Below are 17,739 nucleotides of genomic sequence, written 5' to 3' on the forward strand. Positions count from 1 at the left end.
CGGCTGGGTCGTTTAATCCACCTAAACCAAGCCTTCGATCTTCGTCATTGTTCCCGCAGGCGGCCGGCAGGAGGCTGGGCGCCATGACAGTGAGTGATGTTTCCGGACCTTATGTCTCCAGTGACCTACGGGCGCGCTGGCTCGCCGTGACCTCGGTCGCGGTGGGCACCTTCACCGTGGTGACCAGTGAGATGTTGCCCGTCGGGCTGCTGACCTCGATGGCCGGGGAGCTCGGCGTGTCGGCGGGCACGGCCGGGCTGGCCATGTCCGCCCCCGGGCTGGTGGCCGCCGTCTCCGCGCCCCTGCTGGCCGTCACCGCGCGGCGGCTCGACCGGCGGGTCATCCTGCTGAGCCTGATGGCGCTGCTGGCGGTGGCCAACCTGGCCGCCGCGCTGGCGCCGAACCATCCCGTCATGCTGGCCGCCCGGGTGCTGACCGGGGTGAGCATCGGCGGCTTCTGGGCCTTCGCGGCCGGGCTCGGGACGCGCCTGGTGCCCGAGCGGTCCGTGGGGCGGGCCACGTCGATCATCTTGGGCGGGGTGTCGGTGGCGTCGGTGCTGGGGGTGCCCGCGGCGACGTTCGTCTCGTCGTTCGCGGGGTGGCGCAGCGCGTTCGCGGCCGCCGGGGTCCTCGCCCTGGCCCTGCTGGTGCTCCTGGCCACCACCCTGCCGCCCCTGAAGCCACAGCCCGAGCCCGCGTCGGACCTGGAGCCGCCGGCCGAGCCCGCGTCGGGCCTGAAGCCGCCGGCCGGACCCGCGTTGGACCTGAAGCCTCCGATCGAGCCTGCGTCGGGTCTGGAGCCTCCGATCGAGCCTGCGTCGCCTCAGAAGCCACCGACCGTACCCTTGCCGTCACCTATGCCGGAAAAGGGCTCCTCGTGGCTCTCAGGGCCTCTCAAGGCCGTCCTGGTGCTGACCGTCCTGACCATCTCAGGCCACTTCGCGGCCTACACCTACGTCCGCCCGTTCATGGAGCAGATCACGCACGCCGGCCCCGCCCTGGTCAGCACGGCACTCCTGCTGTACGGCGCCGCGGGCGTGGCGGGCAACTTCGCCGCCGGCGCCAGGGCGGCCAGGAACCCGAGTGCCACGCTGATCGTGCTGGTCACGCTCATGGCGGCGGCCATGGCGGGCCTGGTGCTGATCGGCCTGCCGCCGCTGGTCGCGCTCCTGGTCTGGGGCCTCGGCTACGGCGGCGTCGGCGTGACCCTGCAGTTGTGGATCATGCGCTCGGGCGGCGGCGAGATGGGCACGGCGCTCTTCGTCGGCGCGTTCAACGTCTCCATCGCGCTCGGCTCGTTCGCCGGCGGCCGGATCGCCGACGGCGTGTCGGTCTCCGCGGTGATGTGGGTGGGTGCCGGGCTCGCGGTGCTCAGCGGAGTCGTCGCCGGCATCGCGGGCAGGAGTGCTCAGCGGGGCCGTCGCTGGCACCGCGGGCAGGAGTAGGACGAGCGGTTCATGAACACCTCGCGCGTGATGGCGCTGCCGCAGCGGGAACAGGGCAGGTCGCGGCGGCCGTACACCTCCAGCGAACGCTCGAAGTAGCCGCTCTCGCCGTTGACGTTGACGTACAGGCTGTCGAACGACGTGCCGCCCTGCTCCAGGGCGGCGCTCATGACCAGGCGCACGGCGGCGAGCAGTTCGGCCACCTTGGGCCTGGTGAGCGTCTGCGTGGGGCGGGACCCGTGCAACTTGGCGATCCACAGGGCCTCGTCGGCGTAGATGTTGCCGACGCCGCTGATCAGCGACTGGTCGAGCAGCGCCCGCTTGATCTCGGTGCGCTTGGTCCTGAGCCTGCGGGTGAACTCGGCCTCGTCGAACGCCGCCTCGAACGGGTCGGGGGCGATGTGCGCGATCGGCGCGGGCACGTCGCCCGCCAGCGGGCTCAGCATGACGTGACCGAACGTGCGCTGGTCGACGAAGCGCAGGTCGGGGCCGCCGTCCTCGAAGCGCAGGCGTACCCGCAGATGTTTCTCCAGCGGCGAGTCCCCGTCCACGACCAGCAGCTGGCCGCTCATCCCCAGGTGGGCCATGAGCGCCTCTTCCGCGCCCGAAAGCGGGAGCCACAGGTACTTGCCGCGGCGCTCCGCGGACAGTACCGCGCGGCCCTTGAGACGTGCGGTGAACTCGTCGGCGCCGGGGAGGTGGCGCCTGATGGCGCGGGGGTGCAGCACCTCCGCCGAGGCGATCTCGCGACCCGTCACCCATTGCGCGAGGCCGCGCCTGACGACCTCGACCTCCGGCAGCTCAGGCACCTCGGACCTCGCTCTCTGAGGAAGGTAAGTCTCACCCTTTGGACAACATCCGGGGCCGCGCAGCCCTTCCCCCGGCCTCTCCTGGAAGGGCCGCCGGGAACGTCAGGAAGTGGCGGGCTCAGCCCGTCGGCTGGCTTTCGCGCTGGTCGCGGCGGGCCCTGATGCGGGTCCACGCCGCCTCGGCCGCCTGCTGCTCGGCCTCCTTCTTGCTGCGCCCGGTGCCCGAGCCGTAGGACTCGCCGCCGACGCGCACCGAGGCCGTGAACGACTTGGCGTGGTCGGGGCCGCTCTCCTCGACGTGGTACTCGGGCACGCCGAGCGCCTCGGAGGCGGTCAGCTCCTGCAGCGAGGTCTTCCAGTCGAGCCCGGCGCCGAGCGAGGCCGAGCGCACAATCAGCGGGTCGAACAGCAGGTGTACGACCCTGAACGCCTCGTCGAGGCCCTTGTCCACGTAGATCGCGCCGATCAGCGCCTCAAGGGTGTCGGCCAGGATCGAGGACTTGTCGCGCCCGCCGGTGCCCTCCTCGCCCCTGCCGAGCCGCAGGAACCGGCCCAGGCCAAGGCCGCGGGCCACATCGGCCAGCGCGCGCATGTTGACCACCGCGGCACGGAGCTTCGCGAGCTGGCCTTCCGGCAGGTCGGGGTGATTGCGGTAGAGAGTGTCGGTGACCACCAGGCCCAGCACCGAGTCGCCGAGGAACTCCAGGCGCTCGTTGGTGGGCAGGCCGCCGTTCTCGTACGCGTAGGAGCGGTGCGTCAGCGCCCGCTCGAGAATGTCGGGGTCCAGGCCGACCAACAGGACCCGCTCCAGCTCGTCTCTGGCGACCTCCACGGCCACCGGCTTAGGACCTGCGCCCACGTGCTTCCTCCTCGGACATCTTCACATGGCGCGTCGGCTGCGCATGATGCCCGAAAACGTGGTGGGCGTCGGGGTACCTCGTAGCCCCGGCGTCCACCACGACCGCGGGCGAACCGCCGCCGCACGCATCTGAGACGGTAACGCCGACCGAGGCACAATTGCACCCGGTCGGCATCACGTCAACTGCTGACGGGAAACCCGGGACGCGGAGCGCCGCGGCGGTCGCGGTGCGGCGGTCCAACGGTCGGGCTTCCTCATCGGCGAGATCAGGCGGACGGCTCGATGACCTGACGACGGTTGTAGGTGCCGCAGGTGGGACACGCGATGTGCGGCTGCTTGGGCGAACGGCACTGCGGGCAGCTCACCAGGGCGACAGCAGTCGTCTTCCACTGGGAGCGACGGGCGCGGGTGTTGCTCCGCGACATCTTTCGCTTCGGGACGGCCACGTCACTTCTCCTGATCGTTATCTTGGTCGGTAATCAGACCTTGCAACGACGCCCAACGGGCGTCGATCTTCTCGTGCCGGTGATCCTCGCCGGCCTCGGCCAGCTTGACCCCGCACTCCGTGCAGAGCCCCTGGCAGTCTTCACTGCACACGGGGCTCAACGGCAGTGCGAGCACCACCGCGTCGCGGAACGTCGGCTCGAGATCGAACAGCTCACCGTCGAGCAGCGAGTCCTCCTCCGAGGCGTCCTCGTCGGAGTAGAAGAACAGCTCCTGCAGGTCTACCTCGATCTCCGAGGTGACCGGGTCGAGGCACCGCGCGCACTCCCCGGCGAGCGGGGCCTGCGCCGTGCCTGAGACGAGCACGCCTTCCATCACTGCTTCGAGCCGGAGATCCAGCTCGACTTCGGCGTCTTTGGGGACACCGATCATGTCGACGGCGAGGTCAGCCGGTGCCGGGACAGTCAGGGTCATCTGCCGCATCGTCCCTGGCCGCTTTCCCAGGTCATGAGTGGAGATCACCCACGGGGAGCGGGGGTCGAGGTGCTGAGTCATCCTGCTCTCGCTAGGCATGGCGAAAAACATCGCCGTCGTACAAGGCCGAAATGAAAGGATAGCAGCTCGCGCTCAGCCCCTGAGCCGCTCGATGAGCAGCTTGTGCACGAGATCGGGCACCAGACCCGAGACGTCCCCACCATATCGGGCGATCTCCTTCACCCGGGAGGAGGAGAGGAACGAATATTCCGGGTTCGTGGGCATGAACAACGTCTCGACTCCCGACAGGCGGTAGTTGAGCTGCGCCATCTGCAGCTCGTAGTCGAAGTCGCTGACCACCCTGATGCCCTTGACGATGGCGGGGATGTCGTTCTGTTTGCAAAAGTCGACCAGCAGCCCATGGAATTTCCGGACTTTGACGTTCGGATACTCCTTGGTCACGGTCTGCAGGACCTCTATCCGTTCGTCCACCGTGAACAGGCTGCTCTTCTCGACGTTGATGAGGACGGCCACGGTCACCTCGTCGTACAGCCGCGCTGCGCGGCCGATGATGTCGAGATGTCCATTGGTGATGGGGTCGAACGACCCCGGGCAGACTACGCGGCGCAAGTCGCCTCCCAGGTCTACGGGTTCCCGGCGGCGCGACCGTACCAAACGGACGCTTCGCCATAACGACGGACCCTCTCCTCAACGTAACCTTCAGGCCACATCAGGGGCTTTCCCCTGCTTTCCCGCTCGAACGCCACCAATCCCTCATTTACCAACCATCCGTTGTCGCGCAGCAGCTCCAGCACCACGAGCACCTCGTCATCGGACACGGCGTAGGGGGGATCGGCGAACACGATGTCGTACGGGCCGCCGCTCCCTGACTCCTCGCCCGGCCCCTTGCCGAGCAGCCGCTCCACCTTGTCGGCCACCACGCGGGCGCCTTCGAGGCCGAGCGAGCGGACGTTGGCCTTGATCGTGCGGATCGCCTTGGGATCGGACTCGACCAGCACGGCCTCGGCCGCGCCCCGCGAGAGGGCCTCCAGGCCGATCGCGCCCGAACCGGAGTACAGGTCCATGACGCGGGCGTCGCGCAGGCCGTAGAGGGAGTCGAGGGTCAAGAAGATCCCTTCTCGTGCCCTGTCACTGGTCGGCCTCGTCCCGCGTCCCGGCGGCACGGCCAGCTGCCGCCCACCCACTGCGCCTGCGATGATCCGCGTCATGTGACCCATTGTTCCGCATGTTCACGCAGGTCAAGAGTGGACAAGTGTCGCCCTCATCTGCGCAAGGATGATTCACATCGGCGCACCGGCCGCGCATAGTGATGTCTGCGGCCTTCAAGGTGACCCACGTGGAGGCCGACCGGCGTGATCGTGAGCCCTTCCGCACGCCGGTTCCCTCGGCACCTGACCCGAGGGTGGGCCCAGCCGGGGACGGCATTCGGGGGGAGGCCGTCCCCGCGGCTGGGTTCTTTTTCATCCTTTACGGCGGAGCCAACCCGGCGCCACCCGCCGCCCCGCCCTGACGACCTTCCAGGGTGACGCTTCCCCGCCTCACCGCCGCCCCACCGTAACGGCGCCCGCTTGACCGGCTCCGTGGTTCGCGCCTGGCCACCGTGCTCGTGGCGCCGAGCCCCACCGCGCAGGCGCCGAAAGCCACAGCCCCGGCCCCGGATCCGGGCCCGAGTGGCCTTGCTTCGTACGGTCAGGTCTTCTCCAGGTAGTCCGCGCGCTCGTCCGCCAGCAGCCGGTCGATCTCCGCGCGCAGGCCCTCGTGGGCCGTCAGGTCGGGATCGTCCGACAGCAGCGCGCCCGCCTCAGCACGGGCCGTGGTGATCACGTCCTCGTCCCTGAGCAGTTGCAGCAGCTTCAGCGAGGAGCGCTTGCCCGACTGCGCCGCCCCCAGCACGTCGCCCTCCCGCCGCTGCTCCAGGTCCACCCGCGACAGCTCGAACCCGTCCAGCGTGGCGGCCACCGCGTCCAGCCGGGCCCTGGCGGGAGTGCCCTCGGGGAAGTCGGAGACCAGCAGGCAGAGGCCGGGCAGGCCGCCCCGGCCGACGCGGCCGCGGAGCTGGTGGAGCTGGGAGACGCCGAAGCGGTCGGCGTCCATGATGATCATGACGGAGGAGTTGGGCACGTCCACGCCGACCTCGATCACGGTCGTGGCCACCAGGACGTCGATCTCGCCGCGCGTGAACGAGCGCATGAGCGCGTCCTTCTCCTCCGGCGGGAGCTTGCCGTGCAGGGTGCCGACGCGCAGGTCGTGGAAGGGGCCCTGGGTCAGCAGGTCGGCCACGTCGAGCACCGCCAGCGGCGGGCGGCGCTCGTCGTCCGTGGCCGTCAGGTCGCCCTCGTCGCCCTCCAGGTCGCCGATGCGCGGGCACACGATGTAGGCCTGCCGCCCGAGCCCGACCTCCTCCCTGACCCGCTGCCAGGTGCGCTCCAGGTAGTGCGGCTTCTCGGCGGCCGGCACGACGTGGGTGGTGATGGGGGCGCGGCCCGAAGGGAGCTGGGACAGCGTCGAGACCTCCAGGTCGCCGAAGACCGTCATGGCCACAGTGCGCGGGATCGGCGTGGCGGTCATGACCAGGACGTGCGGACGTCCGCCGCCCGCCTTCTCGCGCAGCGCGTCGCGCTGCTCCACCCCGAACCGGTGCTGTTCGTCCACCACGACCAGTCCCAGGTCGGCGAACTGCACGCGCTCCTGCAGCAGCGCGTGCGTCCCGACGACGATGCCCGCCGTGCCCGAGGCCGCGTCGAGCATGGCCGAGCGCCGGGCCGCCGCGCCCATCGAGCCGGTCAGCAGCGTGACCGCGGTGCCGCCGAACATGCCGCCCTGGGCCAGGTCGCCCAGCATGTTCGTGATCGAGCGGTGGTGCTGCTGGGCCAGCACCTCGGTGGGCGCCAGCAGGGCCGCCTGGCCCCCGGCGTCCACCACCTGCAACATCGCCCGCAGCGCCACCACGGTCTTGCCCGCGCCGACCTCGCCCTGCAGCAGCCGGTGCATGGGATGCTCCAGCGCCAAATCGGCGGCGATCTCCTCGCCCACCTCGGCCTGTCCCTCGGTCAGCGAGAACGGCAGCCGCGTGTCGAAGTCGGCCAGCAGCCCGTCGGAGCGCCGCGGCCTGGACTTGGCCGGCCAGGCGGTGGCGGCCTGGCGGCGCTGGAGCAGCACGGCCTGCAACACGAACGCCTCGTCGAACTTCAGCCTGTTGCGCGCCCTGCCCACCTCCGCGAAGTCCTTGGGCCGGTGGATGGACACCAGCGCCTCACCGAGGTCCTGCAGGCCGTGGCGGGCGCGCAGGGCGGCGGGCAGCGGGTCGTCCAGGGGGCCGAGCGTGTCGAGCACCATGCCGATCGCGCGCCTGATCGCCCACGGCGTCAGGTCCTTGCCCGCCGGGTAGATGGGCACCGGCGCCGCCGCGAACTCCTCCGCGTTCGACTCGCCCTCCTCGAACAGCTCGAACTCGGGGTGGGTGAGCTGCCAGCGCGGGTTCGTACGCGACCCGAACAGCCCCACCTTGCCGGCGAACATCCCCCGCCTGCCCGGCTTGAGCCGCGACTCGGCCACGTGGGAGCCCTTGCCGAAGAACGACAGGTAGATCCTCTTGCCGTTGCCGTCGACGACCTCGGCCTCCAGCCAGGTGCCGCCGCGGTTGCGCATGGGTTTGCGCATCAGCCTGGTCACCTCGCCGACCACGGTGACGTGCTCGTCCACCTCCAGCGCGTCCAGCGAGGTCAGCTCGCCGCGCTCGGCGTAGCGGCGCGGGTAGTGGCGCAGCAGGTCGCCGACCGTCTCCAGGTCGAGCACGCTGTGCAGGAGCTTGGCGGTCTTCGGGTCGAGCGCCTTCGTCAGAGGCTCGTCGAAACGGCTCACGGCATTAAGTTCTACCGCGCCGGGCCGACAGGAATCCCCCACCGGCACAATCCCTCCGGCCGCGATCCCCCGCTGCCGCGATCCCCCATTGCCACGATTCCCGCCGGGTCACTCCACGCCGATCAGGAGCGGGTAGCCGCCCTGCTCGCCGTCGTACACGACCACGTCCACCTCCGGCCGCGTACGGCCGAGGTACTCCTCCACCGCGCCCACCAGCCCCTCCGGCGCTTCCGAGCCCGTGACCAGCGTCACCAGTTCGCCGCCGCCCGCCAGCATCCGGTTCACGACCACGGTAGCCACGCCGTCGAGCGAGCCGCCGATCACCGCCACGTCCCCCTCGATGAGGCCGAGCACGTCACCGGGCCGGCACACCCCGGCGCTGGTGAACGCCTCCCTGTCCGCCACCGTCACATGCCCGTACCTGGTGTGCCCCGCCGCGTCGGTCATCGCCACCACGTCGTCGTCGAAGCGCCGCAGCGGATCGTGCACGGCCAGCGCGGCCAGCCCCTGCACGGTCGCCTCCGTGGGCAGGACGCTGACCGTCACCCCGTCCTCGCGGGCGATCTCCGCCGCGGCGGCGGCGACCGCGCGTACGTTCTCGTCGTTCGGCAGGACCGCGACCTCGCCGCCCGCCTGCCTGATCGCCGCCAGCATGGCGGGGAGCGTGGGACGCGTGCCGGGCGCGCGGCGCACCACGACCGCGCCGCACTCCTCGAACAGCCGCGCGATCCCGTCCCCGGCGGCGACCGCCACGACGCCCCGGCCAGCGTCGCCCGTGTGCGTGCGCTCGGCCAGGTAGGTGATCCTGATCCGGTACGGCCGGCCCGCCCGCACCCCGGCCTCGACGGCGGGACCCGCCTCCGGCACGTGGACGTGCACGTTCCACAGGCCGTCGCCGCCGATCACGACCAGCGAGTCGCCCATGGCGTCGAGCTCGCGCCGCAGCCGGGCCACCGCCCGGTCGTCGGCGTCCAGCAGGTACATCACCTCATACCCCGCCCCCACCTCCGTCATCGGCGACACCCGCGACGTGGGCGCGGGCACCTCGTAGTGGCCGGCCGAGGCCCCGGTGACCACCGTGGCCAGGGTCTCCAGCACAATCGCCGCCCCCGCGCCGCCCGCGTCCACGACGCCGCTGCGGGCCAGCACCTCAAGCTGGCCCGGCGTGCGGCGCAACGCCGCCCGCGCCTCCCCCGCCGCCTGCCGCGCCACCTCGGGCAGGTCCCCCTCCATCTCCTGTACGGCCCGCGCCGCCGACTCCAGCACGCTCAGCACCGTGCCCTCGACCGGCCTGGCCACGGCCTCCCTGGCGAGCAGCGCCGCCCTGAGCAGCCCGGCGCGCAGGTCGGGACCGTCCTTCAGCACCTCGGCGAGGCCGCGCAGCGCCTGGCTGACGATCACGCCCGAGTTGCCGCGCGCCCCCACCAGCGCCCCGTACGACAGCGTCTGCCACACCACGGCCGCGTCCACGTCGTCGGGCAGCGACTCGACGGCCTCGGCGGCGGACAACATGGTCAGGTGCAGGTTCGTGCCGGTGTCGCCGTCGGCCACCGGGAACACGTTGAGCGCGTCGATCTCCGTTCTGGCCCGGCCCAGCGCGTCGGCGGCCAGGCGCGCCCAGCGGCGTACCGCGGGCGGATCGAGGATCTTCATCGGCGCCTCCGACCGGTCGAATGCGCTACCGTAGTCGGTGGAGAATATCCCCGCCAAGGGCCCGGTTCTGTTGCCTCAGTTCGCGCCCATGGGCGTGGATCGGATATTCTCTTTTGGCTGGCCGGTTGTCCCGGCATGCCCTCCGCCCGGAAAGCATCAGCGGACAGGGCTACATCGACTGTTTTAAGGAGCGATACCGTGGCTTCCGTCTGCGATGTCTGCCGCAAGGGCCCGACCTTCGGCAACAACGTGTCCCACTCGCACCGCCGTACCCGCCGTCGTTGGAACCCCAACATCCAGACGGTTCGCGCGGTCGTCGGCGGCACGCCGAAGAAGCTGAACGTGTGCACCTCGTGCATCAAGGCGGGCAAGGTCACCCGCTAGTTCTCAATCTTCCGCGAAGGCCCGCCGCCTCCCATCGAGGGAGCGGCGGGCCTTCGTCATGCCCGCGCCTCTGCCGAGCAGGTACGGGCGCGGGCATGACGCGCCTCTGCCGAGCAGGTACGGGCGCGGGCATGACGCGCCCGTGCCGATCAGGTACGCCAGCGCCACGCGTGATCCACCGGGCCGATGCCGTCCCCCAGCGGGAAGCCCTTGGCGATCGCGCCCGTCACGTACTCCTTCGCCGTGCCCACCGCCCGCGGCACGTCGTCGCCCAGCGCCAGACGTGAGGCGATGGCGGAGGCCAGCGTGCAGCCGGTGCCGTGGGTGTGGCGGTTGTCCAGGCGCTCGGCGGCGAAGCGGTGCTCGTTCACGCCGTCGGTGAGCAGGTCCACCGGCGGGCCCGGCAGATGGCCGCCCTTGATCAGCGCCCACGTGGGCCCCAGTGCCAGCACGGCGTCCGCGGCCCGCCGCAGCCCGTCCTCGTCCTCGACCTTGACCGAGGTGAGCTGCTCCACCTCCCACAGGTTCGGCGTCACCACGGTGGCCAGCGGCAGCAGGCGGGTGCGCAGCGTGTCGACCGCCTCCGGCGCGAGCAGCGCGTCGCCGTGCTTGGACACCCCGACGGGGTCCACGACCAGCGGCGCGGCGTGGCGGCCGAGCACGTCCGCGACCGTCTCCACCAGCGCGGGCGAGGCCAGCATGCCGGTCTTGACCGCCTGCGCGCCGATGTCCCCGAGCACCGAGTCGAGTTGCGCCCGTACGGCCTCTGGGGGCAGTTCCCAGTAACCCTGGACGCCCAGCGAGTTCTGAGCCGTCACCGCCGCGATGACGCTCATGCCGTGGACGCCCATGGCCAGCATGGTCTTCAGATCGGCCTGGATGCCGGCGCCGCCCCCCGAATCGGATCCGGCGACCGTGAGCACCCGTGGAGGGGTCGAAACCGTCATGCCCCCATAAAACCGCAAAGAGCTACGAGATGGCGCACTCCCCTGCGACCATGCCGCAGTTCTGGGCCTGCGAGCCCCTGCCGGTGGCCGTGAACGAGACCTTGATCGAGGCCCCCTTCGCCAGCGACGCCGACACGTCCAGGATCAGCAGGTCGCCGTCCTGCGTCCACTCGGCGCCGTCCACGTCCACGACCTTGCCGTCCACGGGCACGGAGACCGTGGGCTCGCTCAGCGTCGCCGCCGAGGCGTTGGAGAGCGTGAGGTCGGCTGAATAGGTGGTCAGGTTCTGCTGGATCTTCTGCCGCACGTTGATCGAGCTGCCGCTGACACCCTCCGACGATCCGAACGAGCCCTCGTCGGGCTCAAGGGTGGTGCCGGCGGGCGGCGCGATCTCGGCCTCGGTGGGCGACAACGACGGGGCGTCCTCGGTGGGCGGCGCCTCCGACGCGGTCTGGTCGGCCGGCGGCTCCTCCACCTCCTTGGGCTCCTTCGTCTTCTTGCTCTTGGTCTTGGTGGGCGTGGGCGCGGCGGTGCGGACCGGGGCCCGGACGTTGGAGGTGATCGTGGGCGTCGGGGTCCTGGGAGGGTCGCTCTCCTCCCTGGGCTCCTTCGCCGTCGGCTCCTCGTCCTCGGCGGCGGGCTCGGTCTCCTCCTCTTCGAGGGCCGGGTCGGAGGCGGCGGGCGCGGGCTGGCTCGTGGTGCCTTGTACGGCGGCGCAGGTCGTGCCCTGGCACTTGGTCGCCGGGTCGCTGCCGCTCATGAAGTTGACGCCCGCCACGGTGCCGCCGAGCACGACGGCCACGGCGGCCACCGAGAGCAGCGCCACGCGGCCCTTCCCGGCACCCGACGGGGCGGCCAGCACGTCGTCGCCACCGCCACCGCCGCGTCCCGACTTGCGGCGGCCGCGCCGGCCCCTGGGCTCCTGCGGCTGCTCCGGGCCGGAGTCCTCCGACCAGCCGGAGCCGAGGAATCCGGTGTCGGCGTTCGCCCAGGCGGGAGCCATCGCGGTGGTGGGCTCGCCGGCCACCTTGATGTCGCCCGGCTCGGGCGGCGGGCCGCCGTAGACGGGGCCCGAGGGCGAGTCGAACCTGGCGGTGCGCTCCGGGTCGTCGAAGGGGTTGTGACGGTCGCCTGGCCCGTCGAAGGGGTTGTGACGGTCACCTGGCCCGTCGAAAGGCCCGGGGCGGTCATCCACCCCGTCGAAGAAGGCCGTCCGCTCGGCCGGCCCGTCAAAAGGTCCAGAACGGTCATCAGGCCCACGGAAGGGTCCGGTGGGTCCGGAACGGTCGTCAGGCCCGTTGAAAGGCCCAGGACGGTTGTCCGGCCCGCTGAAGGCCCCGGGGCGATTGTCCGGCCCGTTGAAGGGTCCGGGGCGGTCGTCGGGTCCGTCGAAGAACGCGGTGCGTCCCGCCGGGTCGTCGTCCTGACGATCGAAGAACGAGGTCCGCTCGACCGCGTCGTCCAGCGGCCCCGGACGGTCGGCGGGCCGCTCGAAGGGGCCGGGCTGACCGAAGTGCTGAGGACCGCTGGGAGGGCCGGCGAAGTCGCCACCCTGGAAGTTCTGGTCCCATTCGGCCGGACGGGCGAAGGCGCCGGTCGTCTCGAACGGCCCGGCCTGGTCCTCCCTTGGCCCTCTCGGCGGCGGGAAGGCACCCGCAGGGTCGTTGGCCGGCGGAAATCCCTTGGCAAGGTCGCCGGGCAGCGCGAAAGCCCCGGTGGTCTCAAAAGGCTCCGGCTCCGGCCCGCGCGGAGGCGGCGGGTCGGTACGCCGGGGCATCGGGGCCCACTGCCCCGTCACCTCAGGCTGGTCCGGCAACGAGGGCCAGCCTGGCGGCTCGGCCTGCTCATCAGGACCCCAAAATGCGCTGTCACCCCGTTCATCCCCGTCTTCGGATCCACCTGTGCCGTGGCGGCCCATGGCTGGCCCTTTCTCCCGGTTACAGTGGCCGCCAATCTTCATAACACCTTTGCTAAGCCGTTGTCACAGCAATCCCACTAGTGGTACCTCAAATCCGGAAAATTTCACTTAAATCGGGACAAGTCATCACCGAAAGTGATCCCATCCGCGCGGCCCTATCTCCCGCCCGTACACCAGCACACCTTCGCCCTCGACGATCCGGCCCACCACCCGCCACTCCCGCGGCAGCCGTACCTCCGCGGGGAACACCGCGGCCAGAGCGTGATCTTCGCCACCCGCGAGCACCCACTCCAGCGGATCGGCCCCCAGTTCCTTGGCCGCCGCCGCCACCGGCTCGGCCACGGTGAACGCCTCGGGATCGAGCTCCACCCGCACCCCGCTGGCCTCGGCGATGTGGCCGAGGTCCTGCAACAGCCCGTCGCTGACGTCCAGCATCGCCGCGGCGCCCAGCTCGGCGGCCAGCGGCCCCATCTCGTACGGCGGGCAGGGCCGCCGATGCCCGGCCACCGCCTCCGCGAGCGGCCCACTGTCCACCGGCACGCCGGACTCCAGCAGCGCCCATCCGGCGGCGGCGTACCCCAGCCGGCCGGCCACTGCCACGACCTGCCCCGGCCTGGCCCCCGAGCGCAGCACCGGGGCCCGCCCGCCGAGGTCGCCCAGCGCCGTCACCCCGATGACCATCAGGTCGCAGCGGGTGACGTCACCGCCCGCCACGCTCGCCCCGACCGTCGCGCACTCGTCACGGAAGCCGTCCGTGAGCGCGTCCAGCCAGTCCAACGGCAGGTCGGACGGCACGCCGAGCCCGACCACGATGGACGTCGGCGTGGCGCCCATGGCGGCCACGTCGGCCAGGTTCTGGGCGGCGGCCTTGCGGCCCACGTCATAGCCGCCGGACCAGTCGCGGCGGAAGTGCCTTCCCTCCAGCAGAAGGTCCGTGGAGACGACGACGCGCCCGTCCGGCGCACTGATCATCGCGGCATCGTCCCCGGGACCGAGGATTACCGCCTCACCCTGGGGCAGACGAGCAGTAATACGATTTACCACACCGAATTCGCCGAGATCTCCGACTGTGATGACGCACCTCCTGACGCACACAGGGTACGGTGGCCCTTCGGCGTGATCGAATCGCCCGGGAGGACGTGATGGTGCAGGCCTACATCCTTATCCAGACCGAGGTCGGCAAGGCCGCCGCCGTGGCCCACGAGATCTCCGGGATTCCCGGGGTCACTCAGGCGGAAGATGTAACAGGGCCTTACGACGTGATCGTGCGCGCGGAGGCCAACAACGTCGACGAACTGGGCAAGCTCGTCGTCGCGCAGATTCAGGCGGTGGAAGGGATCACGCGTACGCTTACGTGCCCGATCGTCCGTCTCTGAGGCTTCCGAAGGTAGTAGTCGTCCCATGCGTGCCGCCGCCCTCCTGCTCGTTCTCCTGACGCTCGCCGGTTGCGGCGGCACCGTACAGGTCGATCCGCCCGTTCCATCGGGTGAGGCGGTGGCGGCCTGCGACAAGCTGGCCACCCTGCTGCCCGCGACCCTGGACGGCGACGAACGCGGCGAGTCCACGCCGGAGTCGCCGTACGTGGCCGTCTGGGGCTCGGGCACCATCGCGCTGCGCTGCGGCGTGTCGCGGCCGGCCAGGATGGCGCCCACCGACCGGCTCCAGGAGATCGGCGGCGTGGGGTGGTTCGCCGATCCTGAGCGGCCCACGCTGTTCACGGCCGTGACCGACACCGCCTACGTGGAGGTCACGGTCGGGGGCGAGCACGTGGCCGGCGAGGTGCTCACGGAGCTGTCCGAGCCTGTCGGCCGGCTCTCGCCCCAGCCCTCCACGCAGCCCTCGACCCAGCCGTCCACGCAGCCGTCCTCAGCGCAGCCGTCCTCAGCGCAGACCGGCTGAGCGTGACAGGGCGAGCTGGATGAGGCGGTCCACCAGCGCCGGGTAGGGCAGCCCCGAGGCCGCCCAGAGCTGCGGGGCCACCGACAGCGACGTGAACCCGGGCATGGTGTTGATCTCGTTGAAGACCAGCCTGCCGTCGGGCGTGTAGAAGAAGTCCACCCGCGCCAGCCCTTCGCAGTCCAGCGCCTCGAACGCGCGCACGGCCATCGCGCGCAGCTCCTCCGCCGTCTCCTGCGGGATGTCGGCGGGCACGGTCAGCGACATCTGGTCGGGGTAGTACTTCGCCGCGAAGTCGAAGAAGTCCTGCCCGCCCTCGACCCTGACCTCGCCGGGCAGCGACGCGGCGGCCGGCTCGTCGCCGGGCGACTGCAGCACCGCGCACTCGATCTCGCGGCCGGCGATCGCGGCCTCGATGAGCACCTTGGGGTCGTGCTGCCTGGCGAACTCCACGGCCTCCTCCAGCTCGGCCCGGTCGCCGGCCTTGGAGATGCCCTGCGAGGAGCCGGCCCTGGCGGGCTTGACGAAGACCGGGTAGCCGAGCTCCTCGGCCTCCTTGAGCACCAGCTCGCGGTTGAGCCGCCAGTCGCGGTCGCGTACGACGACGTAGCGGCCGGTCGGCAGTCCTGCGGCGACCATGACGGTCTTCATGTGGGCCTTGTCCATGCCGACGGCGCTGGCCAGCACGCCGGAGCCGACGTAACGCACACCGGCCATCTCCAGCAGACCCTGGATGGTGCCGTCCTCGGCGAACGGGCCGTGCATCACCGGGAACACCACGTCCACCGAGCCGAGCTCGACGGGGATGCTGCCGGGGTCGTAGGCCACCAGCGAGTTGTCGCCCGAGGGCAGCGCCAGCGCCGCGCCCGTGGTGTCGACGACCGGCAGCTCGCCGGCCTCGATGGCGAACCGCTGGTCGGAAGCGGCCAGCACCCACCTGCCGTCCTGGGCGATCCCGATGGGGATCACCTCGTACTTGCTCCTGTCGATCGCGTCCAGCACGCTGCCCGCCCCCATGAGGGAGACGGCGTGCTCAGAATTGCGACCTCCGAAAACGACGGCGACGCGTGGCTTGCTCATGGTGTCCGAATCTACCGGGGTGTCCGTGTCACAGCGAGCCAAGCACGCCGTATTCAGGTGTTTCTCACCCCGATCCGATGGGTCAAACGCCGCAGCGCCCAAACATGGACGGCTCGATCCGGCCGGTCATACGCCGTCGGGCGAGGGCTTGTGCGGCTCGATCCGGCCGGTCCGAGGGCTTGTGCGGCTCGATCCGGCCGGTCAGACGCCGTAGCGCTCGGGCTTGGGTGAGCGGGACATCAGCAACATGCCCGCCTCCGACGGCGACATGCCGTCGTGCACGACGCCGACGACGACCTCGGTGATCGGCATCTCCACGTCGTGTTTCCTGGCCAGCTCAAGGACGGACTCGCAGGACTTCACGCCTTCGGCGGTCTGCTTGGTGGCGGCCACGACCTCCTCCAGCGTCATGCCCCTGCCCAGGTTCTCGCCGAAGGTGCGGTTGCGCGACAGCGGTGACGTACAGGTCGCCACCAGGTCGCCCATGCCGGCGAGCCCGGCGAACGTGTGCGCGTCGGCCCCCAGCGCCGCCCCCAGGCGGGAGATCTCGGCCAGGCCCCTGGTGATGAGCATGGCGCTGACGTTGTCGCCCATGCCCATGCCCGCGGAAACGCCCACGGCCAGGGCGATCACGTTCTTCACCGCGCCACCCAGCTCCACCCCGACCACGTCGGGATTGGTGTAGGGGCGGAACCACGGCGGCAGGTGACAGATCGCCTGCAGCCGGCCGGCCACCGACTCGTCGGTGCAGGCCACCACGGTGGCGGCGGGCTGGCGGGCGGCGATCTCCGGCACCAGGTTCGGCCCTGAGACGACCGCCACCCGGTCCTCCGTCACCTCGGCGACCTCGCGGATTACCTCACTCATCCGCTTGGTGGTGCCGACCTCGATGCCCTTCATCAGGCTCACGAGCACCGCCTTCCGCGGGATCAGCTCCCGCCAGGCGCCGAGGTTGGCGCGTACGGTCTGCGAAGGCACCGCGAGCACCACGAAGTCCACCCCGTCGAGCGCCTCGGCCGGGTCGGTCGTCGCGCGGAGCGTGGGCGGCAGCGACACACCCGGCAGGTATTCGGGGTTGGCGTGGTCGCGGTCGATCGCCTCCACGACCTCGCTCCTGCGGCCCCACAGCGTGGTCCGGTTGCCCGCCTCCGCCAGGATCATCGCGAACGTGGTGCCCCACGAACCCGTACCGAACACGGCCACTTTCGTCACGTCGTCACCGTCCGGCGGGGTCGTAGGGAGTGGCGGGCGCCTTCTCGCCGCGCAACTCGGCCAGCTGCACGGTGATCGCCGCCATGATGTCGGCCGTGGCCTCGCGCAACACACCGGCCTGCGGCGCCCTGCCCGCGTACTTGGACAGGTCCACCGGGGGCCCCACGCTCACGTGGAACGTCTTGCGCGGGAACACCCTGGGCCTCTTCTCACCGTACGGCAACAGCTCCTGCGCCCCCCAGTGGGCCACCGGGATGACCGGCGCGCCGCTCTCCATCGCCAGCCGGGCCGCGCCCGTCTTGCCCACCATGGGCCACAGGCCGGGATCGCGGGTGCAGGTGCCCTCCGGGTAGAACAGGATCGCGCACCCGTCGCCGAGCCGCCGCGCCGAGAGGCTGAGCGACCTGGCCGCCTCGTCGCTGCCGCGCTCGACCGGGATCGCCAGCAGCCCCCGCACGGCCCGCCCCAGGAACGGCACCCTGAACAGGCCCGCCTTGGCCAGGATCACCGGCCAGCGGCCGTTGTTGAACAGGAAGTGCGACAGCAGGACGGGATCCGCCCACGACAGGTGGTTGGCCGCGATGATCACGCCGCCCGTCCTGGGGATGCGCTCTCCCCCGCGCCAGTCCCGCTTGACCAGGAGCCGCGACAGTGGTTTCACCACGGAGACGGCGAAGGTCTCCCAGAAACGCGATGGTCGCGTGGGGCGGCTCATGGTGTCCTCCAGCACGTACAG

19 protein-coding genes are annotated in these 17,739 nt (G+C 71.0%); 4 read left to right on the top strand and 15 right to left on the bottom strand.

Annotation, left to right across the window (positions count from 1 at the left end):
- Positions 1–83: 83 nt before the first annotated feature.
- Positions 84–1,445, top strand: coding sequence for an MFS transporter (locus tag AB0I81_RS19610; RefSeq protein ID WP_360658409.1), 1,362 nt, complete (start codon positions 84–86; stop codon positions 1,443–1,445).
- On the opposite strand, the gene mutM is transcribed toward AB0I81_RS19610, so the two are convergent.
- The 8 genes from mutM to AB0I81_RS19650 form a co-directional block, all read right to left on the bottom strand.
- Positions 1,409–2,254, bottom strand: a complete 846-nt coding sequence (mutM, locus tag AB0I81_RS19615) for a bifunctional DNA-formamidopyrimidine glycosylase/DNA-(apurinic or apyrimidinic site) lyase (protein WP_360658411.1) — start codon at positions 2,252–2,254, stop codon at positions 1,409–1,411. The genes AB0I81_RS19610 and mutM overlap by 37 nt on opposite strands.
- Positions 2,255–2,372: 118 nt before the next feature.
- Complete coding sequence (gene rnc / locus AB0I81_RS19620) at positions 2,373–3,092, bottom strand: ribonuclease III (protein WP_360658620.1); 720 nt, start codon at positions 3,090–3,092, stop codon at positions 2,373–2,375.
- Between the two features lie 287 nt (positions 3,093–3,379).
- Complete coding sequence (gene rpmF / locus AB0I81_RS19625; RefSeq protein WP_033409409.1) at positions 3,380–3,559, bottom strand: 50S ribosomal protein L32; 180 nt, start codon at positions 3,557–3,559, stop codon at positions 3,380–3,382.
- A gap of 1 nt (position 3,560) precedes the next feature.
- Positions 3,561–4,112: a YceD family protein gene (locus tag AB0I81_RS19630; protein ID WP_360658414.1), complete on the bottom strand. Its 552-nt coding sequence runs from the start codon at positions 4,110–4,112 to the stop codon at positions 3,561–3,563.
- A 72-nt stretch (positions 4,113–4,184) separates the two neighbouring features.
- A complete protein-coding gene (gene coaD, locus AB0I81_RS19635) occupies positions 4,185–4,661 on the bottom strand; it encodes a pantetheine-phosphate adenylyltransferase (protein WP_360658416.1) in 477 nt (158 codons plus the stop codon).
- A 14-nt stretch (positions 4,662–4,675) separates the two neighbouring features.
- Positions 4,676–5,260: a 16S rRNA (guanine(966)-N(2))-methyltransferase RsmD gene (gene rsmD / locus AB0I81_RS19640; protein WP_360658418.1), complete on the bottom strand. Its 585-nt coding sequence runs from the start codon at positions 5,258–5,260 to the stop codon at positions 4,676–4,678.
- Between the two features lie 481 nt (positions 5,261–5,741).
- Complete coding sequence (recG, locus tag AB0I81_RS19645; protein WP_360658420.1) at positions 5,742–7,913, bottom strand: ATP-dependent DNA helicase RecG; 2,172 nt, start codon at positions 7,911–7,913, stop codon at positions 5,742–5,744.
- Positions 7,914–8,021: 108 nt separating this feature from the next.
- Complete coding sequence (locus AB0I81_RS19650) at positions 8,022–9,566, bottom strand: DAK2 domain-containing protein (protein WP_360658422.1); 1,545 nt, start codon at positions 9,564–9,566, stop codon at positions 8,022–8,024.
- A 198-nt stretch (positions 9,567–9,764) separates the two neighbouring features.
- Between AB0I81_RS19650 and rpmB the strand changes: the two genes are divergently transcribed.
- Positions 9,765–9,950, top strand: coding sequence for a 50S ribosomal protein L28 (gene rpmB / locus AB0I81_RS19655; RefSeq protein WP_043618345.1), 186 nt, complete (start codon positions 9,765–9,767; stop codon positions 9,948–9,950).
- Positions 9,951–9,953: 3 nt separating this feature from the next.
- Here the strand turns inward: rpmB and AB0I81_RS19660 are convergent, their stop codons facing one another.
- From AB0I81_RS19660 to AB0I81_RS19675, 4 genes are all read right to left on the bottom strand, one after another.
- Positions 9,954–10,118 carry a hypothetical protein gene (locus tag AB0I81_RS19660; RefSeq protein WP_360658425.1) on the bottom strand — a complete coding sequence of 55 codons (165 nt, stop codon included), beginning with the start codon at positions 10,116–10,118 and terminating at the stop codon, positions 9,954–9,956.
- A complete protein-coding gene (thiD, locus tag AB0I81_RS19665; protein WP_360658427.1) occupies positions 10,100–10,897 on the bottom strand; it encodes a bifunctional hydroxymethylpyrimidine kinase/phosphomethylpyrimidine kinase in 798 nt (265 codons plus the stop codon). The genes AB0I81_RS19660 and thiD overlap by 19 nt, the downstream gene beginning before the upstream one ends.
- A 22-nt stretch (positions 10,898–10,919) precedes the next feature.
- Positions 10,920–12,713, bottom strand: a complete 1,794-nt coding sequence (locus AB0I81_RS19670; protein WP_360658429.1) for a hypothetical protein — start codon at positions 12,711–12,713, stop codon at positions 10,920–10,922.
- 228 nt (positions 12,714–12,941) lie between these two features.
- On the bottom strand, positions 12,942–13,910 hold the full coding sequence (locus tag AB0I81_RS19675) for a thiamine-phosphate kinase (protein ID WP_360658431.1): 969 nt from the start codon (positions 13,908–13,910) through the stop codon (positions 12,942–12,944).
- 47 nt (positions 13,911–13,957) lie between these two features.
- Here AB0I81_RS19675 and AB0I81_RS19680 point away from each other — a divergent pair, with 47 nt between their 5' ends.
- On the top strand, positions 13,958–14,191 hold the full coding sequence (locus AB0I81_RS19680; RefSeq protein ID WP_360658433.1) for an Lrp/AsnC ligand binding domain-containing protein: 234 nt from the start codon (positions 13,958–13,960) through the stop codon (positions 14,189–14,191).
- A gap of 25 nt (positions 14,192–14,216) precedes the next feature.
- Positions 14,217–14,714 (top strand): DUF3515 family protein, encoded by a 498-nt coding sequence (locus AB0I81_RS19685; protein WP_360658435.1) that lies wholly within the window; start codon positions 14,217–14,219, stop codon positions 14,712–14,714.
- Here AB0I81_RS19685 and AB0I81_RS19690 read toward each other — a convergent pair.
- The 3 genes from AB0I81_RS19690 to AB0I81_RS19700 form a co-directional block, all read right to left on the bottom strand.
- Positions 14,697–15,791 (bottom strand): D-alanine--D-alanine ligase family protein, encoded by a 1,095-nt coding sequence (locus tag AB0I81_RS19690; RefSeq protein WP_360658437.1) that lies wholly within the window; start codon positions 15,789–15,791, stop codon positions 14,697–14,699. The genes AB0I81_RS19685 and AB0I81_RS19690 overlap by 18 nt on opposite strands.
- 201 nt (positions 15,792–15,992) lie before the next feature.
- On the bottom strand, positions 15,993–17,003 hold the full coding sequence (locus AB0I81_RS19695) for an NAD(P)H-dependent glycerol-3-phosphate dehydrogenase (RefSeq protein WP_360658439.1): 1,011 nt from the start codon (positions 17,001–17,003) through the stop codon (positions 15,993–15,995).
- A 4-nt stretch (positions 17,004–17,007) separates the two neighbouring features.
- Positions 17,008–17,718, bottom strand: coding sequence for a lysophospholipid acyltransferase family protein (locus AB0I81_RS19700; RefSeq protein ID WP_360658441.1), 711 nt, complete (start codon positions 17,716–17,718; stop codon positions 17,008–17,010).
- Between the last annotated feature and the right edge of the window lie 21 nt (positions 17,719–17,739).

Origin of the sequence: Nonomuraea sp. NPDC050404 (assembly GCF_040655495.1) — a bacterium.
GTDB lineage: Bacteria > Actinomycetota > Actinomycetes > Streptosporangiales > Streptosporangiaceae > Nonomuraea.

What these genes read in the sequence shown, in the direction of transcription:
- AB0I81_RS19610 (WP_360658409.1), top strand. Translation starts at nt 84, where the DNA reads ATGACAGTGAGTGATGTTTCCGGACCTTATGTCTCCAGTGACCTACGG.
- AB0I81_RS19630 (WP_360658414.1), bottom strand. Translation starts at nt 4,112, where the DNA reads ATGACTCAGCACCTCGACCCCCGCTCCCCGTGGGTGATCTCCACTCAT.
- rsmD (WP_360658418.1), bottom strand. Translation starts at nt 5,260, where the DNA reads ATGACGCGGATCATCGCAGGCGCAGTGGGTGGGCGGCAGCTGGCCGTG.
- AB0I81_RS19650 (WP_360658422.1), bottom strand. Translation starts at nt 9,566, where the DNA reads ATGAAGATCCTCGATCCGCCCGCGGTACGCCGCTGGGCGCGCCTGGCC.
- thiD (WP_360658427.1), bottom strand. Translation starts at nt 10,897, where the DNA reads ATGACGGTTTCGACCCCTCCACGGGTGCTCACGGTCGCCGGATCCGAT.
- AB0I81_RS19680 (WP_360658433.1), top strand. Translation starts at nt 13,958, where the DNA reads ATGGTGCAGGCCTACATCCTTATCCAGACCGAGGTCGGCAAGGCCGCC.
- AB0I81_RS19685 (WP_360658435.1), top strand. Translation starts at nt 14,217, where the DNA reads ATGCGTGCCGCCGCCCTCCTGCTCGTTCTCCTGACGCTCGCCGGTTGC.
- AB0I81_RS19690 (WP_360658437.1), bottom strand. Translation starts at nt 15,791, where the DNA reads ATGAGCAAGCCACGCGTCGCCGTCGTTTTCGGAGGTCGCAATTCTGAG.
- AB0I81_RS19700 (WP_360658441.1), bottom strand. Translation starts at nt 17,718, where the DNA reads ATGAGCCGCCCCACGCGACCATCGCGTTTCTGGGAGACCTTCGCCGTC.